The organism is Modestobacter lapidis (assembly GCF_054780755.1).
Genome location: NZ_BAAGVS010000005.1, coordinates 93,987 through 120,714 on the forward strand (window position 1 = coordinate 93,987; position 26,728 = coordinate 120,714).

The following is a 26,728-nucleotide window of genomic DNA, read 5'->3' on the forward strand; positions in this document are numbered from 1 at the left end:
CAGCTCCCCCCGTGCCGGGCGCCTGCCCCGACACGGCCGCACTACCCTCGCCGGATGCCTGGTACAGCTCCGACGAGGTTCGCCTATCTCGGCCCCGAGGGTACCTTCGCCGAGGCCGCGCTCCGCATCCTCGGTGCCCCTCGCGAGGAGGAGGCCCGCCCCGAGCCCAGCGTGGGGGCCGCGCTGGCCGCCGTGCGCGCCGGGAACTGCGACGCCGCCCTGGTCCCGTTGGAGAACTCCGTCGAGGGATCGGTGCCCGCGACGATGGACGGGCTGGTCACCGGCGCGCCCCTGGTGATCACCCGGGAGGTCTTCCTGGCGGTGGCGTTCGTGCTCGCCGTCCGCCCGGGGACGACGGTCGCCGACGTCCGCACGGTCGCCAGCCATCCACACGCGCTGGCCCAGTGCCGGAGCCGGCTCGCCGGGTTGCTGCCCGGCGCCGAGGTGGTCGTCGCCGCCTCCACCGCCGACGCCGCCCGCCGGGTCGCCGCCGGCGAGTGGGACGCCGCGGTGTGCGCGCCGATCGCCGCGCAGCGGTACCGGCTGACCGCGCTCGCCGAGGATCTCGCCGACCACCCGGGGGCGGTGACCCGCTTCGTGCTGGTCACCCGGCCCGGGCCGCTGCCGGCACCCACCGGCGCGGACAAGACGACCGTCACCGTGGTGGTCGACGACCGGACCGGCGCGCTGCTGGACCTGCTCGCGGAGTTCGCCGTCCGGGGGATCAGCCTCACCCGGATCGAGTCGCGGCCGACGAGGGAGCGCCTGGGCGTCTACTCCTTCTCCATCGACTGCGAGGGGCACGTCGCCGACCGCCGGGTGGGGGACGCGCTGGCCGCGTTGCACCGGCTCTGCGCCGATGTGCGGTTCCTGGGCTCCTACCCGCGGGCGGACGCCCTGCCGGGCAAGCCGGTCGACGAGCACGTGGCCGACCCGGCGTTCGCCGACGCCGAGGAGTGGCTGGCCCGGATCCGGGAGGGGGAGGCCGACTGAGCGCGTGGAGTACACCGCACCGCCTTCGCTCGTCACGCTGGTGACCCAGTGTGCTCCATCGGCAACCGATGGCAACCCCCCGGCGGGACCAGTTCGTCACACGCGACAACTCCGGTCACAGCTGCGTGTCGCTGCGGGCCTTCCGGTGAACCGGCTGGTAACGCTCGCCGGGCCGGAAGGGCTCAGGACGCGGCGGTCGACGGGGCGGTGTTCCCCGGCGGGGCCGCGCCGGCACCGTCCGGCGCGGTGCGCAGGTACTCCACCGCGCGGTAGGAGGCGGCGAGCAGCGGAACGGCGAACAGCGCACCGGCGATGCCGGCCAGCAGTGTTCCGGCCGTCACGGCCAGCAGGATGGCCGCCGGGTGCAGGTGCAGCGCCCGGCCCATGATGACCGGCTGCAGCACGTTGCCCTCGAGCTGCTGGACGACCAGGACGACGACCAGCACGATCACCGCGTCGGTGAAGCCGTTGGTGACCAGCGTGACCAGGACGGCCACCGCCCCGCTCAGCGTGGCCCCGAAGATGGGCACGAACGCCCCGATGAACGTCAGCAGCGTCAACGAGATCCACAGCGGGACGTCCAGCAGGAACAGCGCGGCGCCGATCCCGACGGCGTCGATCAGGGCGACGACGATCACCCCGCGCACGTAGTGGGACAGGGTGTCCCATGCTGCCCGCCCCGCTCCGTCGACCCGCGTGCGCGCCCGGTCGGGCACCCGGTCGAGCAGCCACGACCACATCTGCCCGCCGTCCTTGATCAGGAAGAACGTGAGGAAGGCGGTGAGGACGAGCGCGGCGAGCAGGGAGAGCCCCAGGCGTGCGCCGTCCGCCGGGGCCGGGGTGGCCGCGTAGATCTGGGTGACGATCTCGTTGCGGAGCTCGGACACCCGGGTCGGGTCCAGGCCCAGCGGCCCCTCGATCAGCCAGACCCGGATCCGGTCGACGCCGGCGGCCAGCGGGCGGGTGAGGTCCTGCAGCTGGGCGACGGCCCGGAACCCGATCAGGACCCCGATGCCGGCGACGACGGCGAACGGCGCCAGGACGCCCACCAGCGCCGACACCCCCCGCGGCACGCCGCTGCGGGTCAGGCGCCGGGCGATCGGCCCGGCCAGCGCGGCCAGCAGCAGGCCCACCAGCAGCGAGAGGGTCAGCAGCGGCAGCCGGAAGAGCAGCCAGAAGGCGAGCCAGGCGACCCCCGCCCCGGCGAGCACGGCCCCGGACACCGCCAGGACCCGCAGCGTCCAGGCAGGCACCACCCCGGTCGGGGTCCGGTCGACGCCGGGCCCGCCGTCGACGTCCGGAGCGGAACCGTCGGGAACCGGTCGACCGGCGCCCGGGGTGCTGGGGGCACCCGTGGATCGGCGTCTCATCGTGGCCCGTCTGCTCGGCCGGGCACGACGGGCCCGGCGGTGAAAGGAGGAAGGAGGAGGAAGGAGGCGGGTCTAGTCGCCGCCCTCCCCGAAGACGTCGATCCGGTCGGCGGAGAGGGCGAGATCGCCGCCGGCCGCCGCCAGGAAGGCATCCGGTTCCTCCAGCAGGGCGTCGGCGGCCACGCCGAAGTCCGCCTCGAAGGTGTCGGGCCGGACCCGGACGACCGTGCCGGAGACCTCGACGACGTCGCCGCGGTCGAGTTCCGGGAACGGGACGGCCGACAGCACGGCGATGGGGTCGCCGGTGCCACCGTCGGCGCGGAACGCGGTGCCGACCCCCGTCGACGGGATCACCTCCGCGACCACGGCGCGCACGCTGGTCGTCCGGCCGACGAGGTCCTCGCCGATGCCGGGGAAGCCCTCCCCGGGCGGCCCGCCGTCGGCCGGGGCCTCACCGGAGGGGTCGGCGGGCGCGGCGGGGGTGGAGCTGCCGCTGTCCTCCAGGGTCGCCACCCGGTCCTCGAGGGTGTCCACCCGCCCCTCGAGCGTGTCGACCCGGTCCCGCAGGTCCGCCAGGCCCTCGGTGGTCCCCGCGCTCGGCGCCGGCTCGGCGGGGTCGGTGCAGCCGGCCACCCCGGTCAGCGCCAGGACGGCGGCCGCGAGGGCGGTCAGCCCGCGGCGCCGCCGCGCGCGGCGACCGTCGTGCTGCACCACGATCCCTCCCCACCCCGCTGCGCTCGTCCTCGTGGACCCACTGCGGACGCCCATGTCCCCGGTGTGCCCGCTGCGGCGACGGGATCGCGCTGCGGCCCCGGACCGACACGCACTTGTCACAATCCCCGACCTGGTGGCCTCAGAGGTAGAGACCCGTCGACTCCTCGATCCGCTCCGCGGCGACGGCGTGCACGTCGCGCTCGCGCAGGATGATCAGGTCCTCGCCGTGCACCTCGACCTCGTGCTGGTCCTCCGGGGAGAACAGCACCTGGTCGCCGACCTTGATCTGCCGCACGGTCGGCCCCACCGCCCGGGCCTCGCCCCACACCAGGCGCTTGGCCACCTGCGCGGTGGCGGGGATCAGGATGCCGCCGCTGGACCGGCGGTCGCCGTCCTCGCGGCGCAGCGACACCAGCAGCCGGTCGTGCAGCATCTTGATCGGCAGCCCGCTGGCGCCGGTGGTGGGGCGAACGTCGTCCTGGGGCACGTCGGCCGACGCTACCCGCGGCCCCCTCCGGTCGTGGCCCGAGCTTGCGAAGGGCTCGTGGGAGGGGGTCCTTCTGCTACGCCCAGCCGAGGGCGTGCAGCCGGTCGTCGTCGATGCCGAAGTGGTGCGCGATCTCGTGGACGACGGTGATCGTGACCTCCTCGACCACCTGGTCCTCGTCGTCGCAGATGTCGCAGATGGCCGACCGGTAGATCATGATCCGGTCCGGCAGGGCCCCGCCGTAGTCCCAGCCGCGGTCGGTGAGCGCGTACCCGTCGTAGAGGCCGAGCAGGTCCGGCTCCTCGTCGTTGCGGTCCTCGACCAGCACCACGACGTTGTCCAGCAGGGCCATCAGCTCGGCCGGGACCTCGTCGAGGGCGTCGGCGACCAGCTCCTCGAACCGGTCCTGGGGCAGGGCGTCCATCAGCTCACCAGCTGGTCGGCAGCGGCCGGCCCTCCTCGTACCCGGCGGCGCTCTGCACCCCCAGCACGGCCCGCTCGTGCAGCTCGTCCACCGTGCGGGCGCCGGCGTAGGTGCAGGCCGAGCGGACGCCGGCGACGATCCCGTCGATCAGGTCCTCCACGCCCGGCCGGGCCGGGTCCAGGTACATCCGCGAGGAGCTGATGCCCTCCTCGAACAGGCCGGCGCGGGCCCGGTCGAAGCCGCTCTGGGTCGACGTCCGGGCGCGCACGGCGCGGGCCGAGGCCATCCCGAAGCTCTCCTTGTACTGCCGGCCGTCGCCGTCGGTGTTCAGGTCGCCGGCGCTCTCGTAGGTGCCGGCGAACCAGGAGCCGACCATCACGTTGGCCGCCCCCGCGGCCAGGGCCAGGGCGACGTCGCGGGGGTGGCGGACCCCGCCGTCGGCCCACACCTGCCGGCCCAGCGCACGGGCGGCCGCGGCGCACTCCTCGACGGCGGAGAACTGCGGCCGGCCGACGCCGGTCATCATCCGGGTGGTGCACATGGCGCCCGGCCCGACGCCCACCTTCACCACGTCGGCACCGGCCTCGATCAGGTCGCGGGTGCCCTCGGCGGTGACCACGTTGCCGGCGACGACCGGGGTGGACCCGGCCACCGTCCGCACGGCGCGGACGGCCTCGATCGCCTTCTCCTGGTGCCCGTGCGCGGTGTCCACGACGAGGACGTCGACCCCGTGCGCCAGCAGCGCAGCGGCCTTGCCGGCGACGTCGCCGTTGATGCCGACCGCGGCCGCGGTGAGCAGCTCCCCCCGGGCGTCGACGGCCGGCTGGTAGAGGGCCGAGCGCAGCGCGCCCTTGCGGGTGATCACGCCGACCAGCCGGTCGCCCTCCACGACCGGGGCGGCCTGCACCCGCTCCTCGGTGAGCACCTCGAAGACCTTGGGCAGGTCGGTTCCGGCCGGGATGGTCAGCGGGCCGGGGGTCATCACCTCCGACAGCTGGGTGAACCGGTCCACTCCCTGGCAGGCGCCGTCGGTGACCAGACCGACCGGGCGGCCCTCCTCGACGACGACCACGATCCCGTGCGCGCGCTTGCCCATCAGCGACAGCGCCTCGCCGACGGTGGAGCTGCGGCCCAGCGTGATCGGGGTGTCGTAGACGGGGTGCCGGGCCTTGAGCCAGGACACGACCTCGCCGACGACGTCGATCGGGATGTCCTGGGGCAGCACGGCCAGGCCGCCGCGGCGGGCGACCGTCTCGGCCATCCGCCGTCCCGAGATCGCGGTCATGTTGGCGACCACGACCGGGATCGTCGTCCCCACCTGGTCGGGGGTGGTCAGGTCGACCTCCAGCCGGGAGCCGACCGCGGACCGGCCCGGCACCATGAAGACGTCGGCGTAGGTCAGGTCGGTGGCGGGGCGGTCGCCGAGGAAGCGCATGCGGCCATTGTCCCGCACCCTCGCGCCAGCGAGGTGTTCCGCACGCCGACGGGCCCGCCCGGTCCCCGGCGTGCGGGACGAACGCGCCGGGAGTTCTGTCGTGAGCGGTGCGGAGCCCGGAGGGTTCCCGCCGCGCGCGACGAAGCGGCTCAGCGCGAGTGGGGCACGGCGCCTGGCCGCGGTGTCATCCGGAGGATGACAACATTGCACCGTGATCGACCTGCGACTCGTGCGTGAGCACCCCGACCTCGTCCGTGCCAGCCAGCGGGCGCGTGGTGCCGACGAGTCCCTGGTCGACGCGCTGCTCGCCGCCGACGCCGGACGGCGCGCGGCCGTGCAGGCCGCCGACGACCTCCGCGGCGCGCAGAAGGCCGCCTCGCAGGCGGTGCGCGGCGCCTCGCCGGAGGAGCGGCCCGCGGTGCTGGAGAGGGCCAAGGCGCTCAGCACCCAGGTGCGGGCGGCCGAGGAGGCCGAGCGGGCCGCCGACGCGGCCCTGCGCGCGGTCCACCTCCGCATCCCGAACGTCGTGCACCCCGACGTCCCGCCGGGCGGTGAGGACGACGCGGTGACGCTGCGCACCGTCGGCGAGGTGCCCGGCTACGACTTCGAGGTCCGGGACCACCTGCAGATCGGCGAGGCCCTCGGCGCGATCGACATGGAGCGCGGCGCGAAGGTCTCCGGCGCCCGGTTCTACTTCCTCACCGGCCCGGGCGCGCTGCTGGAGTTCGCGCTGGCCCAGCTGGCGATCACCCGGGCCGTCGCGGCCGGTTTCATCCCGGTGGTGGCCCCGGCGCTGGTCAAGCCCGAGGCCATGGAGGGCACCGGCTTCCTCGGCGAGCACGACGAGGAGGTCTACCGGGTCGAGCGCGACGACCTGTACCTGGTCGGCACCTCCGAGGTGGCGATCGCCGGCATGCACAGCAACGAGGTGCTCGACCTGTCCGCCGGCCCGCGCCGCTACGCCGGCTGGTCGTCCTGCTTCCGCCGCGAGGCCGGCTCCTACGGCAAGGACACCCGCGGCATCATCCGCGTGCACTGGTTCGACAAGGTCGAGATGTTCAGCTTCTGCGCACCCGAGGAGGCTGCCGCCGAGCACCGGCGGCTGCTGCAGTGGGAGGAGGAGTTCCTGCAGGCGCTGGAGCTGCCCTACCGGGTGGTCGACATCGCCGCCGGGGACCTCGGCACCAGCGCGGCCCGCAAGTTCGACATCGAGGCGTGGTTCCCCAGCCAGGGCACCTACCGCGAGCTGACGAGCACCTCGGACTGCACCACCTTCCAGGCCCGCAGGCTCGCCATCCGCACCCGCGACGCCGACGGCCGGCCGCAGCCGGCGGCCACCCTCAACGGCACCCTGTGTGCGATCGCCCGCACCATCGCCTGCCTGCTCGAGGTGCACCAGCAGGCCGACGGCTCGGTGCACGTGCCGGTCGCCCTGCGGCCCTGGCTGGGCGGTCACGCGGTGCTCACCCCCGGCATGGCGCTGGCGCCGGTGGCGGCCCCGGGGCTGGTCGGGTGAGCACCCGACTCCCCGCGCGTGCCGCCAACGGCCTCACCTCGCCGCACGCCGCGGCCGGGGCACGCGAGGTGGTCGATCTCGGCGACCTCGCCGCCGAGCTCGACGGCTGGCGTCCGCGGCTGGTGGCCACCGACCTGGACGGGACGCTGCTCGACTCCGCGGGCGGGGTCAGCCCCCGCACCCGGGCCGCGCTGGCCGCGTGCTGGGACGCCGGCATCCCGGTCGTCGGGGTGACCGGCCGGGGCCCGCGGCTGCTGGACAGCGTCCGCGGGGCGGTCGGCGGCCGGGGCATCGCCGTCCTCGCCCAGGGCGGGTACGTCGTCCGCTTCGGCACCGACGGCGGCCGGGACGAGGTGCTGCGCACCGTGGGCATGGCGCGGGACGACGCGACGGCGGTCATCGCCGCGATCGAGGATGTCGCCGGCGAGCTGATCGTCGCCGTCGAGGACGCCGCCGAGCAGGCCGAGGCGCTGCAGGACGGTGAGCTGGCCCCGCTGCGCGTGCAGCACGGCTTCGACTGGCCCTACCCCGAGCCCGCGCACCTGCTGCCGCGCCACGACGTGCTGCCGGTGGGGGCGGTGCTGAAGGTCTTCCTGCGCTCGTCGTCGCTGGGGGAGGACGAGCTGCTCGGCATCGCCCAGCGGGTGGTCGACCCGGCGGTCGCCGAGCTCACCCACGCGGGGCTGGGCTTCATCGAGGTGCTGCCCCCCGGCGTCACCAAGGCCACCGGTCTGGCCGTGGTGCTCGACACCTACGGCCTGGCCTTCCCCGACGTGCTCGTGTTCGGCGACATGCCCAACGACCTGCCGATGATCGACGCGGTCACCGAGGCCGGCGGCCGGGCGGTGGCCATGGCCAACGCGCACCCGGCGGTACGCGCCGCGGCGGCCGGGCGCACCAGCGGGCACGACGCCGACGGCGTCGCCCGCTACCTCGAGACCGTGCTGGCCGGGATCGACAGCGGTCGCGAGGCCGCCGGTGTCTGACTGGCGGCCGCGGCTGATCGCCAGCGACATGGACGGCACGCTGCTGCGCAGCGACGAGACGGTGAGCGCGCAGACCCGGGCGGAGCTGGACCGCTGGCGCGACGACGGCGTCCCGGTGGTGCTGGCCACCGGCCGGCCGCCGCGGTGGATGGCCGGCATCCGCGACGTGATCGGCTCCGGGACGGCGATCTGCTGCAACGGCGCCGTGCTGCTCGACCTCGGCGGGCTCACCGTGCTCGAAGAGTTCCCGGTGCAGCCGGAGGTGCTGCGGGAGATCACCGCCGGGCTGCGGGCCGGCGAGCCGACCACCTGGTTCGCCGTCGAGTACGGCGACCAGTTCCGGCACGAGCCGGTGTACCAGCCGCGCTGGGACGTCAACGCTCCCGGCGTCGCCGTCGCCACGCTGGAGGAGATGGTGGCCCGGCCGGTCGCCAAGCTGCTCGCCCGGCACGAGTCGATGCCGCGGGACGCCTTCGTCGCGCTGGTCGAGGAGGTGGTGGGCGACCGGGCGACGGTCACCAACAGCTCCACCGACGCGCTGGCCGAGATTTCGGCGCGCGGGGTCACCAAGGCCACCGGGCTCGCCCGGGTCGCCGGCGACCTGGGGCTGGGGCCGGGCGACGTCGTCTACTTCGGTGACATGCCCAACGACGTCGCCGCGTTCGACTGGGTGCGCGAGGGCGGGGGCCGCGCAGTGGCGATGGCACACGCCCATCCGGAGGTGCTCGCCGCGGCCACCGACGTCACCGGCACCAACGACGCCGACGGGGTGGCGGCCTTCCTGGCGAGCCTGCCCCGCAGCTGAGCCGGACACCACCGCCGGAGCGGTTGCGGATTCCGGACCCGCCGGCCTGCCGGGTTCAGGTGCCGCCCCCGGCTGCCGATGACGGCAGGACCGGGCGTGCTGGACGCCCCCTCGTCAGGAGAGCGCAGATGGCAGTCCCCGACCTCGATGTCCGCACCTCCGACGGCTCGGCCGGCCGAGCCGTGCTGGCCCGCGTGGGCCTGCGTGGCCGGCTGCTCGCCGCGATCCTGCTGGTCGCGCTGACCACGCTGGCCGTCGGCGCCTTCGGGGTGCAGCGGATGTCGGTTCTCAGCGCCGACGCCGAGCGGGTCTACACCGAGGGAGCGGTGCCGCTCAAGGAACTGCAGACGCTGCAGGCCGCCTGGTGGATCCACGAGGCGTACTCGGCGCGGTCCAACATCGTCAGCGCCGGCCCCGCGGTGAACGCGCAGGACGCCGCGTCCGCAGCCGAAGCGCAGGAGGCCCTGGAGGCCCAGGGCGCCGTGGTCGCGGCTGCCCCGCTCGCACCCGGGGTGGCCGACCGTTTCGCCGAGTACCAGGCGGCGGCGGCCAGCTACTTCCAGCTGCAGCGGGACCTGCAGGCGTCGCTGGCCGGCAACGACATGGTGACCGCAGCCGCGACGATCGGGCAGATGAAGGAGTTCGAGGCCGTCGCGGTGGAGGCGCTGGGAGAGTCCACCGAGGCGCAGAGCCGCGTCGCCGCGGACACCGCCGCGATGGCGCGCGACACCTACGCCGCGGCGCGGAACTGGACGGTCGTGGTGGTGGCGCTGGGCCTGGCGGTCGCCGTGGTGCTCGCCCTGCTGGTCGTGCGGTCGGTGACCCGGCCGGTGCAGCGGGTGCGGCAGGTGCTCGACCAGGTGGCCGACGGCGACCTGAGCGTGCGGGTCGGGGAGACCGGCGGCGCCGAGATCGGCGAGGTCGCCCGGTCGCTGGACCACACCCTCGATGCGTTGTCGGGCGTGCTGACGCTGGTGGGCGCCTCGGCGAACCGGCTGGAGACCGCGTCGCGGAAGCTGAGCACTGCCTCCGACGCGATCGCCGACAACGCGCAGACCGCGGCGGGTCAGGCGGACGTGGTGGTGGCGTCGGCCGGTGACGTGGCCTCGAGCGTGGACACGGTGGCGACGGGGTCGCAGCAGATGGAGGCGGCGATCCGGGAGATCAGCCAGAACGCGACGGAGGCCTCGCGGGTGGCCGGTCAGGCCGTGGGTGTGGCCGAGGCGACGACGCGGACGGTGGGGAAGCTGGGTGACTCCTCGACCGAGATCGCCGCGGTGGTGAAGCTGATCAACGGGATCGCGGAGCAGACCAACCTGCTGGCGCTGAACGCCACGATCGAGGCCGCGCGGGCCGGGGAGGCCGGCAAGGGCTTCGCGGTGGTGGCCAGTGAGGTGAAGGAGCTGGCGCAGGAGACGGCGCGGGCCACGGAGGACATCTCCCAGCGGGTGGCGGCGATCCAGGCCGACACCGCCGGGGCGGTGGACGCGATCGGTCAGATCAGTTCGGTGATCGGGGAGATCAACGACTTCCAGGCCACGATCGCCGCCGCGGTGGAGGAGCAGACCGCCACCACGAACGAGATGAACCGGAACGTCGGGGAGGCCGCGGACGGCTCCCGGTCCATCGCCAGCGCGATCACCGGCCTGGCGGCCGGCACCCAGCAGACCAACGACCGGGTCGCCGACGCCCAGCTGGCCGCGGCCGAGCTGTCGCGGATGAGCAGCGAGCTGCAGGACGCCGTCCGCAGGTTCACCGTCTGACGGCGGACCACCAGCACCGTCCGAGGGCAGGGAACCCTGCCCCCGTCGTCCTAGAGGTACTGCCCCCCGCCGGGGCGGACCTCCGGGCCGGCCTGCTGGCCGCCGGGCAGCGCCTTGCGCCGCATCTCCTCCAGCTGCGCCCGGGCGGCCATCTGCTGGGCGAACAGTGCGGTCTGGATGCCGTGGAAGACGCCCTCCAGCCAGCCGACCAGCTGGGCCTGGGCGATCCGCAGCTCGGCGTCCGACGGCGTCTCGTCCTCGGCGAAGGGGAGGGTGATCCGCTCGAGCTCCTCGCGCAGCTCCGGGGCCAGCCCCTGCTCCAGCTCGCGGATCGAGGAGGCGTGGATGTCGCGCAGCCGGTTGCGGCTGGCGTCGTCCAGCGGAGCCGCCCGGACCTCCTCCAGCAACTGCTTGATCATCGTGCCGATCCGCATGACCTTGGCGGGCTGCTCGACCAGGTCGCCGATGGCCGCCGCGCCGTCATCCTCGCCGTCGGCCGGCATGGGCATCGAGCCCACCGGCTGACCGTCGGGCCCCACTACGAGGACCTGCTGGGGGCGCTGCCCGCCGTTTCCTGCTGCCGTCATGCCCCCCATCCTGCCTGCTGGCCGCCGAGCAGGTGCGGGCGCGGTCGGGTCCGGGAGCTCGCGGCGGGCCGTTCCGGCCGGTCGGCGGCGGACCGGCCGGGAGGTGGCCACTGACTAGGCTCGCGGCATGTCATCGGGGGGCGGGCGGCTGGACGTCGCCCGTGTCCGCGGGCTGTTCCCCGGCCTGTCCGACGGGTTCGTGCACGCCGACGCCCCGGCCGGTTCACTGGTCCCCGAGAGCGTCATCCGCGCGGTCTCCCAGGCGATGCGGGTGCCGATCGCCAACCGCGGCGGCGTCTTCCCCGCCTCCGCCCGGGCCGAGCAGCTCGTCTCCGGTGCGCGCTCGGCGGTGGCCGACCTGGTCGGCGCGACGCCGGCGGGCGTCGTCCTCGGGGCCAACATGACCAGCCTGACCTACTCGCTCGCCCGGGCGCTGGCCAAGCAGTGGCGGCCCGGCGACGAGGTCGTGGTCAGCCGGCTGGACCACGACGCGAACGTGCGCCCGTGGATGCAGGTCGCCGACGAGACCGGCGTGCAGGTCCGGTGGGCCGAGGTCGACATCGAGACCGGCGAGCTGCCCGTCTGGCAGTACGACGAGCTGCTCACCCCGCGCACCCGGCTGGTCGCGGTCAGCGCCGCCAGCAACGCCATCGGCACCCGGCCCGACGTCGCCGGCATCGCCGAGCGGGCGCACCGGGTCGGGGCGCTGGTCTACGTCGACGGCGTGCACGCGGCACCGCACGGGCTGCTCGACCTGCGCGCCATGGGCGCGGACTTCCTCGCCGTCTCGGCCTACAAGTGGTGCGGTCCGCACGTGGCGGCCGTCGTCGCCGACCCCGGGCTGCTCGGGGAGTTCTGGCCCGACAAGCTCATGCCCGCGCCGGACCGGGTGCCCGACCGGTACGAGGCCGGCACCCCGCCGTTCGAGCTCTACGCCGGGCTGACCGCGGCTGTCGAGCACCTCGCCGATCTCTGCCCGGCCGCCACCGGGACCCGCCGCCAGCGGCTGGCCACCTCGATGGGCGCGGTCGAGCGGTACGAGGGAGAGCTGTTCGGCCGGCTGGACCGGGCGCTGCGCGCGATGCCGCACGTCCAGGTGCTCGGCGCGCCGGTGCGCCCGACCCCGACCCTGTCGTTCACCGTCTCGCGGATGCGGCCCCGGCAGGTGGCCCGGGAGCTGGCCCGCCACAACGTGTGCGCCTGGGACGGCGACTTCTACGCCCGGGAGCTGTTCGACGCGATCGGGGTCAACGAGACCGGCGGAGCGGTGCGGTTCGGGCTGCTGCACTACAACACCGCCGGCGACGTCGAGCACCTGATCGAGAGCGTCGCCGCCCTCCGCTGAGCACTACAGCTCGACCTCGCCGGTGATACACGTCGTCGACGCACCCCCGATCCAGGTGCCGCCGTCCTCGTGCCGCACCGCGATCACCCCGCGGCGGCCCACCCGGCTGCCCTGGGCGGCGCGGTAGGTCGCGGGTGCGGCGCCGGTCTGGATCAGCCACTGCGCGACGCCGGCGTTGAGGCTGCCGGTGACCGGGTCCTCGCGGACGCCGAGGGGCGCGCAGAACGCGCGCAGCTCGAACTGCTCGGGCGCGCCGGCGGGGTGCGCGCCGACCACTCCGAGCACCAGCTCGCCCATCAGGGCGTCGTCGGGCTCCAGGGCGAGCACCTCGGCGGCGGTGGCCAGCTGGACAGCGGCCCACCCCGGGCCGTTGTCCACCCACTGGTGTGCCACGACGGCGGCCGGGTCGGTCCGCAGTCCCCGGGCGATCCGGGCCAGGAGGTCGTCGTCCAGCGGGCCGGTGCGGAGCGGCTCCGGCGCCCTGAAGCTGATCTCGTCGGTGGCCGGCCGGAGCTCGACCAGCCCCAGCGCGCACTCCTGGACCAGGACCCCGGGGCGGCGCGGGGAGCCGCCGGTGGTCAGCCAGGCGTGCGCCGAGCCCAGCGTCGGGTGCCCGGCGAAGGGGATCTCCCCGCCGGGGGTGAAGATCCGCAGCCGGTAGTCGGCGTCGGCGGTGGTCGGGGGCAGCACGAACGTGGTCTCGGAGAGGTTGGTCCACCGGGCGAAACCGGCCATGGCCGCGTCGTCGACGTCGGTGCCGTCCAGGACGACGGCGACCGGGTTGCCCAGGTAGGGCCCGGCGCCGAAGACGTCGACCTGGGCGAAGGGGCGGGCGCGCTGCGGCATGGGGTTCTCCTCGGGGTGGTGGAAACCAGTGGCCCCGCTGCAGGGGCCCGCCGGGAGCCTGCGAGCGGTGGGGGGCAGTGGGGTCCTTTCTCAGGCGTCCGGGAGCAGCAGGACCTTGCCGATGTGGTCGCTGGCCTCGATCAGGGCGTGCGCCTCGCCGGCCCGCGACATCGGCAGCCGGCGGTCCACGATCGGCCGGACGGCGCCGCGCTCGACGTCGGGCCACACGTCGTGCCGCACCGCAGCGACGATCTCCGCCTTGCCGCCACGGCCCTCGACCGGGCGGGAGCGCAGCGCGGTGGCGTGCACCGAGCCCCGCTTGCGCATCAGCTTGCCCAGGTCCAGCTCGGCCTTCGTGCCGCCCTGCATGCCGATGCTCACCAGCCGGCCACCGGTGGCCAGCACGTCGACGTTCCGGGCGAGGTACTTCGCGCCCATGATGTCCAGGACGACGTCGGCGCCGTGCCCGTCGGTCGCCGTCCGCACCCGCTCCACGAAGTCCTCGTCCCGGTAGTTGACCAGGATGTCGGCACCGAGCTCGCGGCAGAAGTCGAGCTTCGCCGGGCTGCCGGCGGTCACCGCGACCCGGGCGCCGGCCCGCACGGCCAGCTGGACCGCCATGGTGCCGATGCCGCTGGAGCCGCCGTGCACCAGGAAGACCTCGCCGGCGCGCAGGCCGGCGAGCAGGAAGACGTTGGACCAGACGGTGCAGACGACCTCCGGGAGCGCGGCCGCGGTGGCCAGCTCGACCCCGGAGGGCCGGGGCAGCAGCTGGGCCGCCGGAACGGCCACCCGCTCGGCGTAGCCGCCGCCGGACAGCAGCGCGCACACCTCGTCGCCCACCGACCAGCCGGAGACCCCGGGGCCGACCTCGCTGATGACGCCGCTGCACTCCAGGCCCAGGACGGCGCTGGCGCCCGGGGGCGGCGGGTAGTTGCCGCGCCGCTGCAGCAGGTCGGCCCGGTTGACCGCGGCCGCGACGACGTCGACGAGCACCTCACCCGGCCCGCACACCGGATCGGGCACCTCACCCCAGCCCAGGACCTCGGGGCCGCCGGGTTCGCTGATCGTGACCGCACGCATGACCCCGACGCTAAGCCGGGGGCCGCTGCCGCGCACCGTGTGGCCCCGTCCAGAGGTTCATCCCGAGCTTGCGAGGGGTGAGGAGGACGGGGTCCTTCCTTTCAGGTCCTTGCGCAGGATCTTGCCGGCGGCGGACTTGGGCACCGCCTCGATGAACTCCACCAGCCGGACCTTCTTGTGCGGGGCCACCCGCTCGGTGACGAAGGCCTTGACGCCGTCCTCGGTGAGCGAGGAGCCCGGCGCCCGGACGACGAACGCCTTGGGCAGCTCCTCGCCGTCGGCGTCCCGCACGCCGATCACTGCGGCATCGGCGATCTCCGGATGGCCCAGCAGCACCGCTTCCAGCTCGGCCGGGGCCACCTGGTAGCCCTTGTACTTGATCAGTTCCTTGACCCGGTCGACCACGGTGTAGCGGCCCTCGTCGTCGACCATCGCGACGTCGCCGGTGTGCAGCCAACCGTCGGAGTCCAGCGTCTCGGCGGTGGCCTGCGGGTTGTTCAGGTACCCCGCCATCACCTGCGGGCCGCGCACCCACAGCTCGCCGCGCTCGCCGGGGGCGGCGTCCTCGCCGGTGGCCGGGTCGATCAGCCGGCACTCGGTGTTGGGGATCGCGTAGCCGACCGTGCCCTTCGGGACGGGGCCGCCGGCGCCGGGCGGCTCGTGGCCGGCCTCGGGGCTGCTGTGCGAGACGGGGGACAGCTCGGTCATCCCGTAGCCCTGCCCGACGACGACGCCGTCCGGGGCGCCGCGGCGCAGCCGGGTCTCCACGGCCTGGGCCAGCGACTCGTCCAGCGGCGCGGCACCGGAGGTGATGGTGCGCAGCGAGGAGAGATCGAACTGGTCGACCAGCGGGTGCTTGGCCAGCGCCACCAGGATCGGCGGAGCCACGTAGGCCCGGGTGACCTGCTGGTCCTGCAGGGTCCGCAGGAACTGCTCGAGGTCGAACCGCGGCAGCGTCACCACGGCGCAGCCCCAGGCCAGCCCCTGGTTCATCAGCACCGTCAGGCCGTAGATGTGGAAGAACGGCAGGACGGCGATGACCCGCTCGTCGCTCTCGTGCAGCTCGAACAGCGGGCGGCACTGCTCGACGTTGGCCACCAGGTTGCGGTGGGTGAGCATGACGCCCTTGGGCAGCCCGGTGGTGCCGCTGGAGTAGGGGAGGGTCACCAGGTCGGTGGCCGGGTCGATGGAGACCTCGGGGGCCGGGGCGTCGCTGGTCAGCAGGTCCATCAGCGAGGCATGCCCCTCGGCGCCGTCGAGCACGATGACCTCGTCGACCGGCTGCTTGTCGACCGCGGCCAGCGCGCGTTCCATGAACAGCGAGATGGTGACCAGCACCTTGGCGCCGGAGTCCTTCAGCTGGAAGGCGATCTCCTCCGGCGTGTAGAGCGAGTTGATCGGGCTGCTCACGCAGCCGGCCGCCGCGATGCCGTGGAAGACCACCGGGTACCAGATCGTGTTGGGGCACAGCACCGCCACGACGTCGCCCTTGCGCAGGCCCCGGGCGTGCAGGGCGGCGGCCACCCGACCCACGTGGTGCGCCAACTGGGCGAAGCTGATCGTGTCGCCCGTGATGCCGTCGATCAGCGCCGGGGCGTCGCCGCGCGCGGCCGCGCCGGCCAGCACGAACTCCGGCACCGACAGCTCGGGGATCTCGACATCGGGATAGCGACTGGCGAACGCCACGGGTCCTCCTCGACTCAGGTGCAACGTGACGCCAGTCTCACACCCGTTGCCGAGCTGCGGGGCGAACGGATGACCGGCAGGTACCGATCAGGTCCTCGGCCAGAGGACCGACTGGGTGCACCGGAAGAGCGCGACCGTCCGCCCGCTGCCGGCGTCGGTCACCACGGCGTCCCAGACCTGCGTCGTCCGCCCGGCGTGCACGTTGGTGGCCACCGCCGCGATCCGGCCCTCGCGAGCGGTGCCCAGGTGGTTGCTCTTGAGCTCGACGGTGGTGAAGCCGCTGGCACCCTCGGGCAGCAGCGCCCGGGTGGCCAGCCCGCAGCCGGTGTCGGCCAGGGCCACCACGGTGGCCGCGTGCAGGTAGCCGTTGGGGGCCAGCAGGTCGGGGCGGACGTCGAGGTGGGCGGTCAGCCGGCCGGCCTCGTGGCTGTCGATCACGATGCCCAGCAGGCCCGGGAGCGTGCCCGGCAGCATCTCGTTGAGCTGGTCGGCGGTGTGGAACCCGGTGGCGGCCATGCCGGGCAACCTAGCCCGGCCCCGCCGCAGGGACCCGCGCCGATGGCCTCCCTCCAGGGGCCCGCCGCGAGCTCGCGAGCGGTGGGGAGGAGGGAGGTCCTTTTTCAGGCCAGCCCGCGGATGCCGTGCACCGGCGGGCGGTCGCCGCGGATCGAGGCCACCATGTCCAGTGTCTGGCGGGTGGCGGCGACGTCGTGCGCCCGGAACACCCGCACGCCCAGCCAGGCGCTGACCGCGGTGGCGGACAGCGTGCCGGTCAGCCGCTGGTCGAGCGGGACGTCGAGGGTCTCGCCCACGAAGTCCTTGTTCGACAGTGCGACCAGCACCGGCCAGCCGGTGGCGACCATCTCGTCCAGCCGCCGGGTGACCTCGAGGGAGTGCCGGGTGTTCTTGCCGAAGTCGTGCCCGGGGTCGATGAGCACCCGCTCCCGTGGCACGCCGGCGGCGACGGCGGCCTCCGCGAGCGCCGTCGTCCGGGTGAGGACGTCGGCCATCACGTCGGGGTAGCTGACCCGGTGCGGCCGGGTGCGGGGCGGGAGCCCACCGGCGTGGGTGCAGACGATGCCCGCACCGGCCGCGGCGGCGATCCCGGCGAGCTCCGGGTCGACCCCGCCCCAGGCGTCGTTCACCACGTCGGCGCCGGCGGCCAGCGCCTCCCGGGCCACCTCGGCCCGCCAGGTGTCGATCGAGATGGGCAGCGCGGGGTGGGCGTCGCGGATGGCGGCCACCAGGTCGACGGTCCGCCGGACCTCCTCGGCCGGCGAGACGAACTCACCGGGCGCCGCCTTGACCCCGCCGACGTCCACCATGTCCGCGCCCTCGGCGACGACCCGGCCGACCCGCTCGACCGCCGCCTCGAGCTCGTAGGTCGCACCGCGGTCGTAGAAGGAGTCGGGGGTGCGGTTCACGATGGCCATCACGACCAGCCGCCCGTCGGGCACGTCCAGGGCACCGAGTCGCAGCACCGGTACAGCCAAGCAGACGCCATGCTGTGCCCATGACCGAGTTCCCCGCCGTGCCCGAGCGCGTCGACCCGCCGTTCCGCGACGGTGAGCGGGCGGCGCTGGAGGCCTGGCTGGAGTTCCACCGCGCGACGCTGCTGCACAAGTGCGCCGGGCTGACCGCCGAGCAGCTGGGCCGGCGGTCGGTCCCGCCGTCGACGATGAGCCTGCGCGGACTGGTCCGTCACATGACCGAGGTGGAGCGGTCCTGGTTCCGCCGGGTGCTCGACGGGCAGCAGGCCGCGCCGCTGTACTACGGGCCGGACGACGACGACGGCGACTTCGACGGCGTGGGCCGCGACCCCGACCACCCCGACGCCGACACCGCGGTCGCGCGGGAGCTCGCCACGTTCACCGGGGAGCTGGCGACCAGCCGGGCGCTGGCGGCTGCGCACGACTCCCTGGACGACACCGGCGCCAGCCCCCGCCACGGGCAGCGGGTGTCGCTGCGCTGGATCCACCTGCACATGATCGAGGAGTACGCCCGGCACAACGGCCACGCCGACCTGCTCCGGGAGGCGATCGACGGCGTCACCGGCGACTGACGCCGTCCTGGCTCACCGGCGAGCGGCGCCCCCGCCCGCCGCCTGACCGCGGGTCGGGCGGGGGCGGGGGCGCAGGTGCCGGGTCCTCAGTCGACCGGAACGGCGCTGGCGGCCTTCTTCAGGTTCGAGCCGGCCGTCACCTTGACGGTGTGGGCCGCGGCGATGTCGATCGACTCGCCGGTCTGCGGGTTGCGGCCGGTGCGCGCCGAGCGCTGCGTGCGCTCGACGGTCAGCAGGCCGGGGACGGCCACCTTGTCGCCGCGGGTGATGGCCTCGACCAGCTCCTCGCGCAGGCCGTCGATCACGGAGTCGACGGTCGACGCGGGAACGTCGGCGCGCTTGGCGATGGCGGAGACGAGTTCAGCCTTGTTCATCGGGTTCCTCTCGCTGGGGTATCGGCGACCGACCCCGGTGCGGGGCGGTCGCCGTTGGTCGGCGCGCCCGGTCGACGGGCGCGGCACCCTGGTCGTCCTGGTGGACGCCGGGGTCTCCACCGTGCCCGGTGCTGCTGACAACTCCAGCACAGGGGTCCCGGTGGGAGGGGCTGGCCGACCACGTCGTCGACCAGGAACTGGGCGCACGCTGCCATGACTACCCCGGTCCTGGCCAGCCGAAGTCCCGAGTTTCCGGGCTTTTTCGACCCGCGGGCCCCAGCAGTCACGCCCGGAGGATCACCGGGCCCGGCGGGCAGCCGCCCGGGGGCGCACATAGCGTGGCGGCCATGCCACAGCTCCCCGGGACCGATCTGACCGTCAGCGACCTCTGCCTGGGCGGCAACGTCTTCGGCTGGACGGCGGACGAGCCGACGTCCTTCGCCCTGCTCGATCGCTTCCTGGACGCCACGCCGAGCACGCAGTCGCCGTTCGTCGACACCGCGGAGATGTACGGCAACGGCGTCTCCGAGCAGGTGCTCGGCCGGTGGATGGCCGAGCGCGGCACGCGGGACCGGATGGTGGTGGCGACCAAGGCCTCGCCGGGGAAGAAGGAGCACCCGCTGTCGGCCGGCGAGATCGCGGCCGCCGCCGAGCGGTCGCTGCGCAACCTGCAGGTCGACACCATCGACCTCTACTACGCCCACTACGACGACGAGACCACGCCGCTGGAGGAGACGCTCACCGCCTTCGACGCGCTGGTGCAGGCTGGCAAGGTGCGGTACGTCGCGGCGTCGAACTACTCGGCGAAGCGGCTGACCGAGGCGCTGGAGATCTCCGAGCGGCTGGGCGTTCCCCGCTACGTGGCCCTCCAGCCGCTCTACAACCTGATGGAGCGACCGGCCTACGAGGACGAGCTGGCCGGCGTCGTCGCCGCCAACGGTCTGGGCGCGCTGCCCTACTTCTCGCTGGCCAAGGGCTTCCTGACCGGCAAGTACCGGGCCGGTGAGCAGATCGATTCGCCGCGCGCCAAGGGCGCCTCGGTATACGTGGGCGAGCAGGGGGACCGGGTGCTCGGCGCCCTGGCCGGCGTCGCCGCCGAGCAGGGGGTGCCCGGGGCGGCGGTGGCGCTGCGCTGGCTGGCCGACCAGCCCACCGTGGTCGCGCCGATCGCCAGCGGCCGCTCGGTCGAGCAGCTGGCCGACCTGCTGCCGATGCAGGACCTCGTGCTCACCGACGAGCAGCGCCGGCGCCTCAGCGACGCCAGCGCATGAGCGGAGTGGATCCGTCCGGCGACACGTCGACGGATCCACTCCACCTGCGGGTTCAGCGGGTCGCGGCCGCGGAGGCGAGGTCCTCCATCCGCAGCAGGCCGAGCACCTCGCCGTTGCGGGCGGTGCACACGACCGGGTCGAAGCGCTGGGCGGGCGACCGGGTCAGCGCGCGTTGCAGGGTCTCGGTGACGTCGGCCGCCGGCGGCACCCGCAGGGACACCGCGGCGGGGTACGACCGGCCCGAGTGCGGGTCGGTCAGCACCATCCCCGACGGCGTCCCGTCGTCGTCGACCAGGACGTAGGGCGGCGGCGCGGTGCCGTCGTCCCCGCCGGCCGGACGCTGCCGCACCGGACGCAGCAGGCCGGCCACGCTCTCCGACCGCCGGGCCCGGGCGACCTGGCCGCGCACCATGTCGACCACCTGCGGGGTCAGCGGCGCGAACCCCGGCGCCGGGCGGCCGAGCAGCCAGCCCTGCGCGAGCGGGACCCCGAGCCGGGCGAAGGCGGCCAGCTCGCCGGAGGTCTCGATGCCGTCGGCCAGCAGCCAGGCGTCGATCCGCCCGGTGAAGGCGCCGACCAGCTCGGCCAGCGCGTATCGCACCGGGTCGTCGTCGACGCCGGTCACCAGGGCGCGGTCCAGCGTGACCAGCTGGGGCCGCAGCTCGGCCAGTTGCTGGAGTCCGGCGTAGCCGGAGCCGTCGTCGTCGATGGCGATGCGGGCACCGCGGCCGCGCAGCGCGGCAGTCTGCTCGCGTAGCGCGCCGATGTCCCCGACCGGGGTGTGCCCGGTCAGCCTCACCACCACCCGGCGCAGGGTGGCCGGCGCGGCGAACGCCGCGGCGACCGGGGCGCTGCCCAGCAGGTGGGGGCTGACGTCGACGCTGAGGAAGGTGCTGGGCGGTAGGTCCGGCAGCGCGGCGAGCGCGTGGCTGATCGCCAGCGCCTCCAGCTCGGCGCCGAGACCTGCTTCCGTCGCCGCGGCGAACCAGACGTCGGGGGCCGCGGTGCCCGGGAAGCGGGCCGACGCCGCGTAGCCGGCGATGCCGGCCGAGGCGAGGTCCACGATGGGCTGGAAGACCACCGTCAGGTCCTTGGGGTCGGCCAGGAGCGGCCGGCAGTCCCAGGGCGGCCGCGGGAGCATCGTCGTCACCTCCCCGGCATCGACCCCCGGCGGGCGCCGCTGAACGGGGATTCACCCCATCGAGGCGTTCCGCTCGACGCGGCCGGGGGGTGGGGCATGGCAGCATGGTCCGACCGTCGCCGTGCCGGGCACCGCCGTCGATGTGCAACGAGGAGGTCCGTCGCCGTGCCCGTCCCGTGTGCAGAACGCGATCCGCTGGACGACCCGGCGCGCCTGGCCGTCACCCGCCGGCTCGTCGCCGAGCTTCCCGGCAGCGCCCCGTTCGACCGGCTCGCCGGGTTGGCCGCCCGCCTGCTGCGGGCGGAGACGGTGCAGGTCGTGCTCTACACCGACGTCGCGGTCGCCGTGGGCGGGGTCGGCCGGCCGACCGTCCGCGGCCCGGCGAGCCCGCTGGGCGATGCGCCCGGCGCGATGGCGGCGCGGTTGCGGGCGCCCCTCGTGGTGCCCGACGTCGCGGCCGACGCCCGGTTCGCCCGGGTGCCGGCCGTCGCCGCCGGGCAGGTGCGTGCCCTCCTCTCCCTGCCCCTGGAGCTCTCCGGCCACGCGGTCGGTGCGCTGACCGCGCTGTCCGCGGTGCCGCGCGCGTGGTCCACCGAGGACGTCGCGCTGGCCGGTGAGGTGGCGGCGGCGGTGCGCACCGAGCTGGAGCTCGCCGCGGCGTCCGCCGAACTCCGCAGCTCGCTCGGCCGCCTGGAGGTGGCCCTCGAGGCCAGCATGGTCGGCGTGTGGGAGCTGGACCTCGACACCGGCCAGGTGAGCTGGGACGAGCGGTGCGCGGCCCTGTTCGGCCGCGAGTACGTGCCCGGCCCGGACGCGCCGGGCAATGTGCTCGAACACGTCCACCCTGACGACCAGGCCGCGGTCGGGGCGGCGATGGACGCAGCCGTCGCGGAGCGCGGCCACTACGCCGCCGAGATGCGGATCCTGCGCACCGACGGGTCGGCGCGCTGGGTCGTGTCCCGGGGCCGGGTGCTGACCGACCCGACCGGACGCGCGGTCCGGTTGCTCGGCGCCCTGGTCGACGTGACGGAGGGGCGCCGGCACGCCGAGGGGCGGCTGTCCTCGCTCCAGCGCACCACCGCCGTCGCCGAGGTCGCCGCCGCACTCGCCGGCGCCGGTCGGATCGACCAGCTGGCGCAGATCACCCTCCGCGGCGCCGAGGTGCTGGGCGCCGCGACCGGGGCGCTCGCCGTCTTCGACCGTGCGGGAGTGCTGCGCGCGCACCTGGGCTCCCGGCTCAAGGACATCGTCGAGGTCGCGGCCGCCGAGGTCGGCGTGCCGGCCCCTGCCGACGGCGTGGAGATCGCCCTCGACGACTCCCTGCCCACCCAGTGGGTCGCCCGCCACGGGGAGCGGGTGCTGCTGCCCGACCCGGCGGCCGCTGCCGCGCGCTTCCCGCGGATGGCCGAGATGACCCGGCTGCTCGGCGCCCAGGCGGTCGCCGCCCTGCCGCTGCGGGTGGAGGGCCGGCTGCTGGGCGCCTTCGTGGCGGTGTGGAACACGCCCCACCCGTTCGGCGACGACGACGTCGAGGTGCTCGAGGCGCTGACCGCACAGATCGCGCTGAGCGTGATGCGCCTGCAGGCCGACGCCGAGCGGGATGCGGCGGTCGAGCAGATGGCCGCGGCGAACGCCCAGCTCCGCCTGCTCGCCGACGTGGGCGAGGTCCTGTCGGGCACGCTGGACATCACCGAGCAGATCAGCCGGCTGGCCGAGCTGGTGGTCCCCGCCCTCGGGGACTGGTGCTGGGTCGTGGTCACCGACGAGCACGGCCGGCTGCGCGAGCTCACCTCGGCGCACTCCGACCCGGCCCGGGGCGCCGAGCTGGCGGAGTACGTGCGGGCCATGGTCGCCACGATGACCGACGAGGCCGGCGCCCGGGTGGCCATCCGCACCGGCCGCCCGGTGGTGCTCCCCGTGCTGGCACCGGAGTACGTCGAGCGCGCGCTGCCCGACCCGGCGGCACGGTCCGCGCTCGCTGCCCTGGGGCCGGCCTCGGGGGCCGTCGTCCCGCTGGTGGCGCGCGGCGGAACGCTGGGGGCGCTGGGGCTGTACACCGGCGCCGAACGCGGCCCGCACACCCGCGTGGAGCTGGACACCGCGACGGAGGTGGGCCGGCGGGCGGGCCTGGCCCTCCAGCAGGCCCGGCTGTTCGGCCAGCAGCGCCAGCTGGCCGAGACGCTGCAGCGCAGCCTGCTCACCGAGCCGCCGGCGCCCGACCACTGCGAGATCGCCGTCCGCTACGTCCCCGCCGCGGCCGGAGCGGAGATCGGTGGTGACTGGTACGACGCCTTCGTCCAGTCCGACGGCGCGACGGTGCTGGTCATCGGTGACGTGGTGGGCCACGACAGCCGGGCCGCCGCCGCGATGGGCCAGCTCCGCGGGCTGCTGCGGGGCATCGGCCACCACACCGGTGGCACCCCGGCGGAGGTGCTCGGCGGGCTGGACCGGGCCGCCCGGGGGCTGGACCTGGACATCATGGCGACGGCCCTGGTGGCGCGGCTCGAGCAGGACGATCCGGAGCTGCGGGCCGGGGAGACCCGGGTCCGCTGGTCGACCGCCGGCCATCCACCGCCGTTGCTGCTGTCCGCCGAGGGCGCGGCCACCCTGCTCGACGAGGAGCCGCCGGACCTGCTGCTCGGGGTGGACGCCGACCGGCCACGGATGGACCGGGTGGCCACCGTGGAGGTCGGCGGGACGCTGCTGCTCTACACCGACGGCCTGGTGGAACGCCGCGACCGCGACCTCGACGCCGGCATGGAGGAGTTGCGGGAGGTGCTCGCCGAGCTGTCCGCGCTGCCGCTGCAGCAGCTGTGCGACCGCCTGCTGCAGCGGATGTTCCTGCCCGACACCGAGGACGACGTCGCGCTGCTCGCCGTCCGGGTCCACCGGCAGGACGCCCCGCGGCCGGCGGAGGCCGGGCCGCAGCGGGTGCCCCCGGGGATCGAGCCCTCCCCGGCGGTGGTCTCCGGCGCCGGCACCGCCGGCGACCCCCCACGTCGCCCCGCCGACTGAGCAGTTGTGGTCGGCCGGCACGGCGTGCCCCGCCGTGTCGGTGACCGCAACTGCTCAGTGGGCCGGCCGCGAGGTCACCGAGCGGGCGCCATCTCCCGGTCGGTCGCGGCATCGTGCGCGGCCATCGCCTCCTGACGGGCCGGCTCCTCGGTCAGGATCGCGCAGGCCAGCCAGCTGTCGCGGATGGCGAAGGCGTCGACCAGGGTGCGCATGTGCGGGCGCAGCTCGCCCAGCAGCTCGTTGACCGCGCCGGTCAGCGCCTTGGCGCGGGCGGGGGTGAGCCGGCCGTGCTGCAGGAACCAGCCCTTGTCCGCCTCGATGGTCGACAGCGCGAACAGGTCGCACACGCGCTCGAGCAGCGCCCGGGCCGCCGGATCGGCGGCGCGCTCGATGCCGGCGACGAACGCCTCGAGCACCACCCGGTCGATGTGCGCCTGCGCCGCCCTCAGCACGTGGTCCTGCACGTCGTTGAAGACGTCGAAGGGGGTGATGTCCTTGCGGGTCGCGTTGCGGCGCAGCCGCTTGATCGCGCCGTCCAGGATGTGCTTCTCGCGGTCCTCGAAGGCGGCCAGCTGCCAGCCGCGGTCGGTGAGGGCGACGTCGTCCTCCCGGCCGGGGACGGCGTCCACCAGGCGCTGGATCAGCCCGCGGGCCGCGGTGCGCTCCAGCACCGTCTCCCGCACCTGCTCAGCGACGAAGGCAACCTTGCCCCAGCCGTCCAGCGAGCCGAACGCGTCCCGGTAGCCGGTGAGCAGGCCCTTGGCGACCAGCTGCAGCAGCACCGTGTTGTCGCCCTCGAAGGTGGTGAACACGTCGGTGTCGGCCTTGAGGCCGGGCAGCCGGTTCTCCGCCAGGTAGCCGGCCCCGCCGCAGGCCTCGCGGCACAGCTGGATGGTGCGCGTCGCGTGCCAGGTGGTGGCCGCCTTCAGGCCGGCGGCCCGGGACTCCAGCTCGCGCTGGGCGGCCTCGTCGAGGTCCGCCGCGCCCTGGACGTCGTGCATCGCCGAGACCAGCTCCTCCTGCGCGAAGTGCAGGGCGTAGGTCCGCGCCAGCACCGGCAGCAGCTTGCGCTGGTGCACCCGGTAGTCGTTGATCACGACCTCGCGCGGCTCGCCGGGCGCGGTGAACTGGCGGCGGGTGTCGCCGTACCGGACGGCGATCTCCAGCGCGACCTTGGTGGCCGAGCCCGCCGAGCCGGCGACGCTCACCCGGCCGCGCACGAGGGTGCCCAGCATGGTGAAGAAGCGGCGGGTCTCGTTCTCGATGGACGAGGTGTACGTGCCGTCGGGGGCGACCGAGCCGTGGCGGTCCAGCAGCATCTCCCGCGGCACGCGCACGTGGTCGAAGGTGAGCCGGCCGTTGTCGACGCCGAGCAGCCCGGCCTTCGGGCCGTCGTCGCCGATGGTGACGCCGGGCAGCGGGTTGCCGGCCTCGTCGCGGATCGGCACCAGCCAGGCGTGCACGCCGCGGCCCTCCCCACCGGTGATCAGCTGGGCGAAGACGACCGCCATTCGCCCGTCCCGCGCGGCGTTGCCGATGTAGTCCTTGCGGGCGGCCTCGTGCGGGGTGTGCAGGTCGAAGGTCTCCGTGGCCGGGTCGTAGGTGCACGTCGTCCGCAGCTGCTGGACGTCGGAGCCGTGGCCGGTCTCGGTCATCGCGAAGCAACCGGGCAGCTCGAAGCTCATGATCGCCGGCAGGAACTCGTCGTGGTGGCGCCGGGTGCCCAGCGCCTGCACCGCCCCGCCGAACAGGCCCCACTGCACGCCGGCCTTGACCATCAACGACAGGTCGGTGAAGGCCAGCATCTCGACCGCGGTGACCGAGCCGCCGGCGTCGTCCCGCCCGCCGTACTGCGCGGGGAAGCCCAGCGTCACCGCGTCGGTGCCGGCCAGCCGGCCGGCCAGGGCGGTGGTCCGCGCCCGGGCCTCGGCCATCGACTCGCCGGGGACGGGGGTGAACGCGGCGTCGTCCAGCTGCTCGCGGACGGCCCGGCGGACGTGCGCCCACCGGCCGTCGAGCACCTCCTGGATGCGGACGGGGTCGACGGATGCGGGGATGGTCACGGGCCCTCCAGGGGAATCGGTGCGGGGATCGCGATGCCGGCCAGGCCGGACCACGCGAGATCGGTGAGGTGGGCGGCCAGCTCCGCGCGGGGCATCGGGCGGTCGGCCTGCAGCCACCAGTCGGCGGCCGAGCGGATCAGCCCGACCAGACCGTGGCCCCAGGGTTCGGCGGCGGCCGGGTCGCGCCCGGCGCGGCGCAGGCCCACCGCGACGAGGGCAGCGGCCTCGTGCCCGACCAGGCCGGAGAGGTTGCTGATCGGGTCGAGCGGGCGTCCGGCCGGGTCGACGGGCCGGTCGGGCAGCTGCTGGTGGACGACGAAGCGGTAGACCTCGGGGTCGGCCTCCAGGAAGGCCAGGTAGGCCTCGATGGCGGCGGCCACCATCTGCCGCGGGTGGTCGGTGCCGCTCATCGTCTCGCGCAGCTTGCGGGTCAGCTGCTCCGCGACCAGGGCGCAGACGGCGACGTGCAGCTCGCTGCGGTCGGCGAAGTGCCGGTAGACGACGGTCTTGCTGGTGCCGGCCTCGGCGGCGATCTCCTCCATGCCGACGCCGGCGCCGTGCTTGCCGACCGCCGCGATGGTGGCCTGGACCAGCTGCTCGCGGCGCGCCCGCCGGTGCTCGTCCCACCGGGAGTCGCGCCGGTCCCGCGCACTTCCTCGGTCAGCGTTCACGCAACGAACGGTACCTGATACCTTGAGTACCGACGCATGCTTCCGCCAGAATGGCCATTTTGGCGGACCGCCCCGCTGAGAGGTCTCCCCG

At 74.8% G+C, this 26,728-nt stretch carries 24 protein-coding genes; 9 read left to right on the top strand and 15 right to left on the bottom strand.

The annotated features are described in order from the left end of the window. Nucleotides 1–54: 54 nt before the first annotated feature. Nucleotides 55–993, top strand: a complete 939-nt coding sequence (gene pheA / locus ACYVG5_RS08850) for a prephenate dehydratase (RefSeq protein WP_222048975.1) — start codon at nt 55–57, stop codon at nt 991–993. 182 nt (nt 994–1,175) lie between these two features. Here the strand turns inward: pheA and ACYVG5_RS08855 are convergent, their stop codons facing one another. The 5 genes from ACYVG5_RS08855 to ACYVG5_RS08875 form a co-directional block, all read right to left on the bottom strand. Continuing rightward, the gene (locus ACYVG5_RS08855) at nt 1,176–2,363 is read right to left on the bottom strand and encodes an AI-2E family transporter (protein WP_222048974.1); all 1,188 of its coding nucleotides are present in this window, start codon (nt 2,361–2,363) and stop codon (nt 1,176–1,178) included. Between the two features lie 72 nt (nt 2,364–2,435). Beyond that, entirely contained in the window at nt 2,436–3,077 is a 642-nt protein-coding gene (locus ACYVG5_RS08860; RefSeq protein WP_222048973.1) for a hypothetical protein, read from the bottom strand. A gap of 139 nt (nt 3,078–3,216) precedes the next feature. After that, the gene (locus tag ACYVG5_RS08865; RefSeq protein ID WP_460683105.1) at nt 3,217–3,564 is read right to left on the bottom strand and encodes a GroES family chaperonin; all 348 of its coding nucleotides are present in this window, start codon (nt 3,562–3,564) and stop codon (nt 3,217–3,219) included. 76 nt (nt 3,565–3,640) lie between these two features. Further along, nucleotides 3,641–3,988 carry a metallopeptidase family protein gene (locus ACYVG5_RS08870; RefSeq protein ID WP_222048972.1) on the bottom strand — a complete coding sequence of 116 codons (348 nt, stop codon included), beginning with the start codon at nt 3,986–3,988 and terminating at the stop codon, nt 3,641–3,643. Between the two features lie 4 nt (nt 3,989–3,992). Beyond that, nucleotides 3,993–5,423, bottom strand: coding sequence for a GuaB1 family IMP dehydrogenase-related protein (locus tag ACYVG5_RS08875; RefSeq protein WP_222048971.1), 1,431 nt, complete (start codon nt 5,421–5,423; stop codon nt 3,993–3,995). Nucleotides 5,424–5,634: 211 nt separating this feature from the next. Between ACYVG5_RS08875 and serS the strand changes: the two genes are divergently transcribed. The 4 genes from serS (at nt 5,635) to ACYVG5_RS08895 (ending at nt 10,493) form a co-directional block, all read left to right on the top strand. Further along, nucleotides 5,635–6,939: a serine--tRNA ligase gene (gene serS / locus ACYVG5_RS08880; protein ID WP_222048970.1), complete on the top strand. Its 1,305-nt coding sequence runs from the start codon at nt 5,635–5,637 to the stop codon at nt 6,937–6,939. Continuing rightward, on the top strand, nt 6,936–7,925 hold the full coding sequence (locus tag ACYVG5_RS08885; protein ID WP_222048969.1) for an HAD family hydrolase: 990 nt from the start codon (nt 6,936–6,938) through the stop codon (nt 7,923–7,925). Before serS ends, ACYVG5_RS08885 begins: the two co-directional genes overlap by 4 nt. Further along, nucleotides 7,918–8,730: an HAD-IIB family hydrolase gene (locus ACYVG5_RS08890; protein WP_222048968.1), complete on the top strand. Its 813-nt coding sequence runs from the start codon at nt 7,918–7,920 to the stop codon at nt 8,728–8,730. The genes ACYVG5_RS08885 and ACYVG5_RS08890 overlap by 8 nt, the downstream gene beginning before the upstream one ends. A 128-nt stretch (nt 8,731–8,858) precedes the next feature. Continuing rightward, nucleotides 8,859–10,493: a methyl-accepting chemotaxis protein gene (locus ACYVG5_RS08895; RefSeq protein ID WP_222048967.1), complete on the top strand. Its 1,635-nt coding sequence runs from the start codon at nt 8,859–8,861 to the stop codon at nt 10,491–10,493. 50 nt (nt 10,494–10,543) lie between these two features. On the opposite strand, the gene ACYVG5_RS08900 is transcribed toward ACYVG5_RS08895, so the two are convergent. Further along, the gene (locus ACYVG5_RS08900; RefSeq protein ID WP_222048966.1) at nt 10,544–11,080 is read right to left on the bottom strand and encodes a bacterial proteasome activator family protein; all 537 of its coding nucleotides are present in this window, start codon (nt 11,078–11,080) and stop codon (nt 10,544–10,546) included. Nucleotides 11,081–11,207: 127 nt separating this feature from the next. Between ACYVG5_RS08900 and ACYVG5_RS08905 the strand changes: the two genes are divergently transcribed. After that, nucleotides 11,208–12,425 (top strand): cysteine desulfurase-like protein, encoded by a 1,218-nt coding sequence (locus ACYVG5_RS08905; protein ID WP_222048965.1) that lies wholly within the window; start codon nt 11,208–11,210, stop codon nt 12,423–12,425. A 3-nt stretch (nt 12,426–12,428) separates the two neighbouring features. Here the strand turns inward: ACYVG5_RS08905 and ACYVG5_RS08910 are convergent, their stop codons facing one another. From ACYVG5_RS08910 to folP, 5 genes are all read right to left on the bottom strand, one after another. Beyond that, entirely contained in the window at nt 12,429–13,271 is an 843-nt protein-coding gene (locus ACYVG5_RS08910; RefSeq protein ID WP_222048964.1) for a PhzF family phenazine biosynthesis protein, read from the bottom strand. 90 nt (nt 13,272–13,361) lie between these two features. Next, a complete protein-coding gene (locus tag ACYVG5_RS08915; protein ID WP_222048963.1) occupies nt 13,362–14,354 on the bottom strand; it encodes an NAD(P)H-quinone oxidoreductase in 993 nt (330 codons plus the stop codon). 57 nt (nt 14,355–14,411) lie between these two features. Continuing rightward, the gene (locus ACYVG5_RS08920; protein WP_222048962.1) at nt 14,412–16,040 is read right to left on the bottom strand and encodes a 4-coumarate--CoA ligase family protein; all 1,629 of its coding nucleotides are present in this window, start codon (nt 16,038–16,040) and stop codon (nt 14,412–14,414) included. A gap of 87 nt (nt 16,041–16,127) precedes the next feature. Further along, complete coding sequence (locus ACYVG5_RS08925; RefSeq protein ID WP_222048961.1) at nt 16,128–16,556, bottom strand: PaaI family thioesterase; 429 nt, start codon at nt 16,554–16,556, stop codon at nt 16,128–16,130. Between the two features lie 104 nt (nt 16,557–16,660). Further along, nucleotides 16,661–17,521 (bottom strand): dihydropteroate synthase, encoded by an 861-nt coding sequence (folP, locus tag ACYVG5_RS08930; RefSeq protein WP_222048960.1) that lies wholly within the window; start codon nt 17,519–17,521, stop codon nt 16,661–16,663. Nucleotides 17,522–17,553: 32 nt separating this feature from the next. Between folP and ACYVG5_RS08935 the strand changes: the two genes are divergently transcribed. Continuing rightward, complete coding sequence (locus ACYVG5_RS08935; RefSeq protein WP_222048959.1) at nt 17,554–18,102, top strand: DinB family protein; 549 nt, start codon at nt 17,554–17,556, stop codon at nt 18,100–18,102. 86 nt (nt 18,103–18,188) lie between these two features. On the opposite strand, the gene ACYVG5_RS08940 is transcribed toward ACYVG5_RS08935, so the two are convergent. After that, nucleotides 18,189–18,476 carry an HU family DNA-binding protein gene (locus tag ACYVG5_RS08940; RefSeq protein WP_222048958.1) on the bottom strand — a complete coding sequence of 96 codons (288 nt, stop codon included), beginning with the start codon at nt 18,474–18,476 and terminating at the stop codon, nt 18,189–18,191. A gap of 347 nt (nt 18,477–18,823) precedes the next feature. Here ACYVG5_RS08940 and ACYVG5_RS08945 point away from each other — a divergent pair, with 347 nt between their 5' ends. Then, entirely contained in the window at nt 18,824–19,747 is a 924-nt protein-coding gene (locus tag ACYVG5_RS08945) for an aldo/keto reductase (protein ID WP_222048957.1), read from the top strand. 52 nt (nt 19,748–19,799) lie between these two features. On the opposite strand, the gene ACYVG5_RS08950 is transcribed toward ACYVG5_RS08945, so the two are convergent. Then, on the bottom strand, nt 19,800–20,888 hold the full coding sequence (locus tag ACYVG5_RS08950; protein WP_222049060.1) for an EAL domain-containing protein: 1,089 nt from the start codon (nt 20,886–20,888) through the stop codon (nt 19,800–19,802). 165 nt (nt 20,889–21,053) lie between these two features. Between ACYVG5_RS08950 and ACYVG5_RS08955 the strand changes: the two genes are divergently transcribed. Further along, nucleotides 21,054–23,903 (top strand): SpoIIE family protein phosphatase, encoded by a 2,850-nt coding sequence (locus ACYVG5_RS08955; RefSeq protein WP_460683106.1) that lies wholly within the window; start codon nt 21,054–21,056, stop codon nt 23,901–23,903. Between the two features lie 74 nt (nt 23,904–23,977). On the opposite strand, the gene ACYVG5_RS08960 is transcribed toward ACYVG5_RS08955, so the two are convergent. Both ACYVG5_RS08960 and ACYVG5_RS08965 read right to left on the bottom strand, forming a co-directional pair. After that, nucleotides 23,978–25,966 carry an acyl-CoA dehydrogenase family protein gene (locus tag ACYVG5_RS08960; RefSeq protein ID WP_222048955.1) on the bottom strand — a complete coding sequence of 663 codons (1,989 nt, stop codon included), beginning with the start codon at nt 25,964–25,966 and terminating at the stop codon, nt 23,978–23,980. Then, nucleotides 25,963–26,637 carry a TetR family transcriptional regulator gene (locus tag ACYVG5_RS08965; protein WP_460683107.1) on the bottom strand — a complete coding sequence of 225 codons (675 nt, stop codon included), beginning with the start codon at nt 26,635–26,637 and terminating at the stop codon, nt 25,963–25,965. The genes ACYVG5_RS08960 and ACYVG5_RS08965 overlap by 4 nt, the downstream gene beginning before the upstream one ends. Nucleotides 26,638–26,728: the final 91 nt, after the last annotated feature.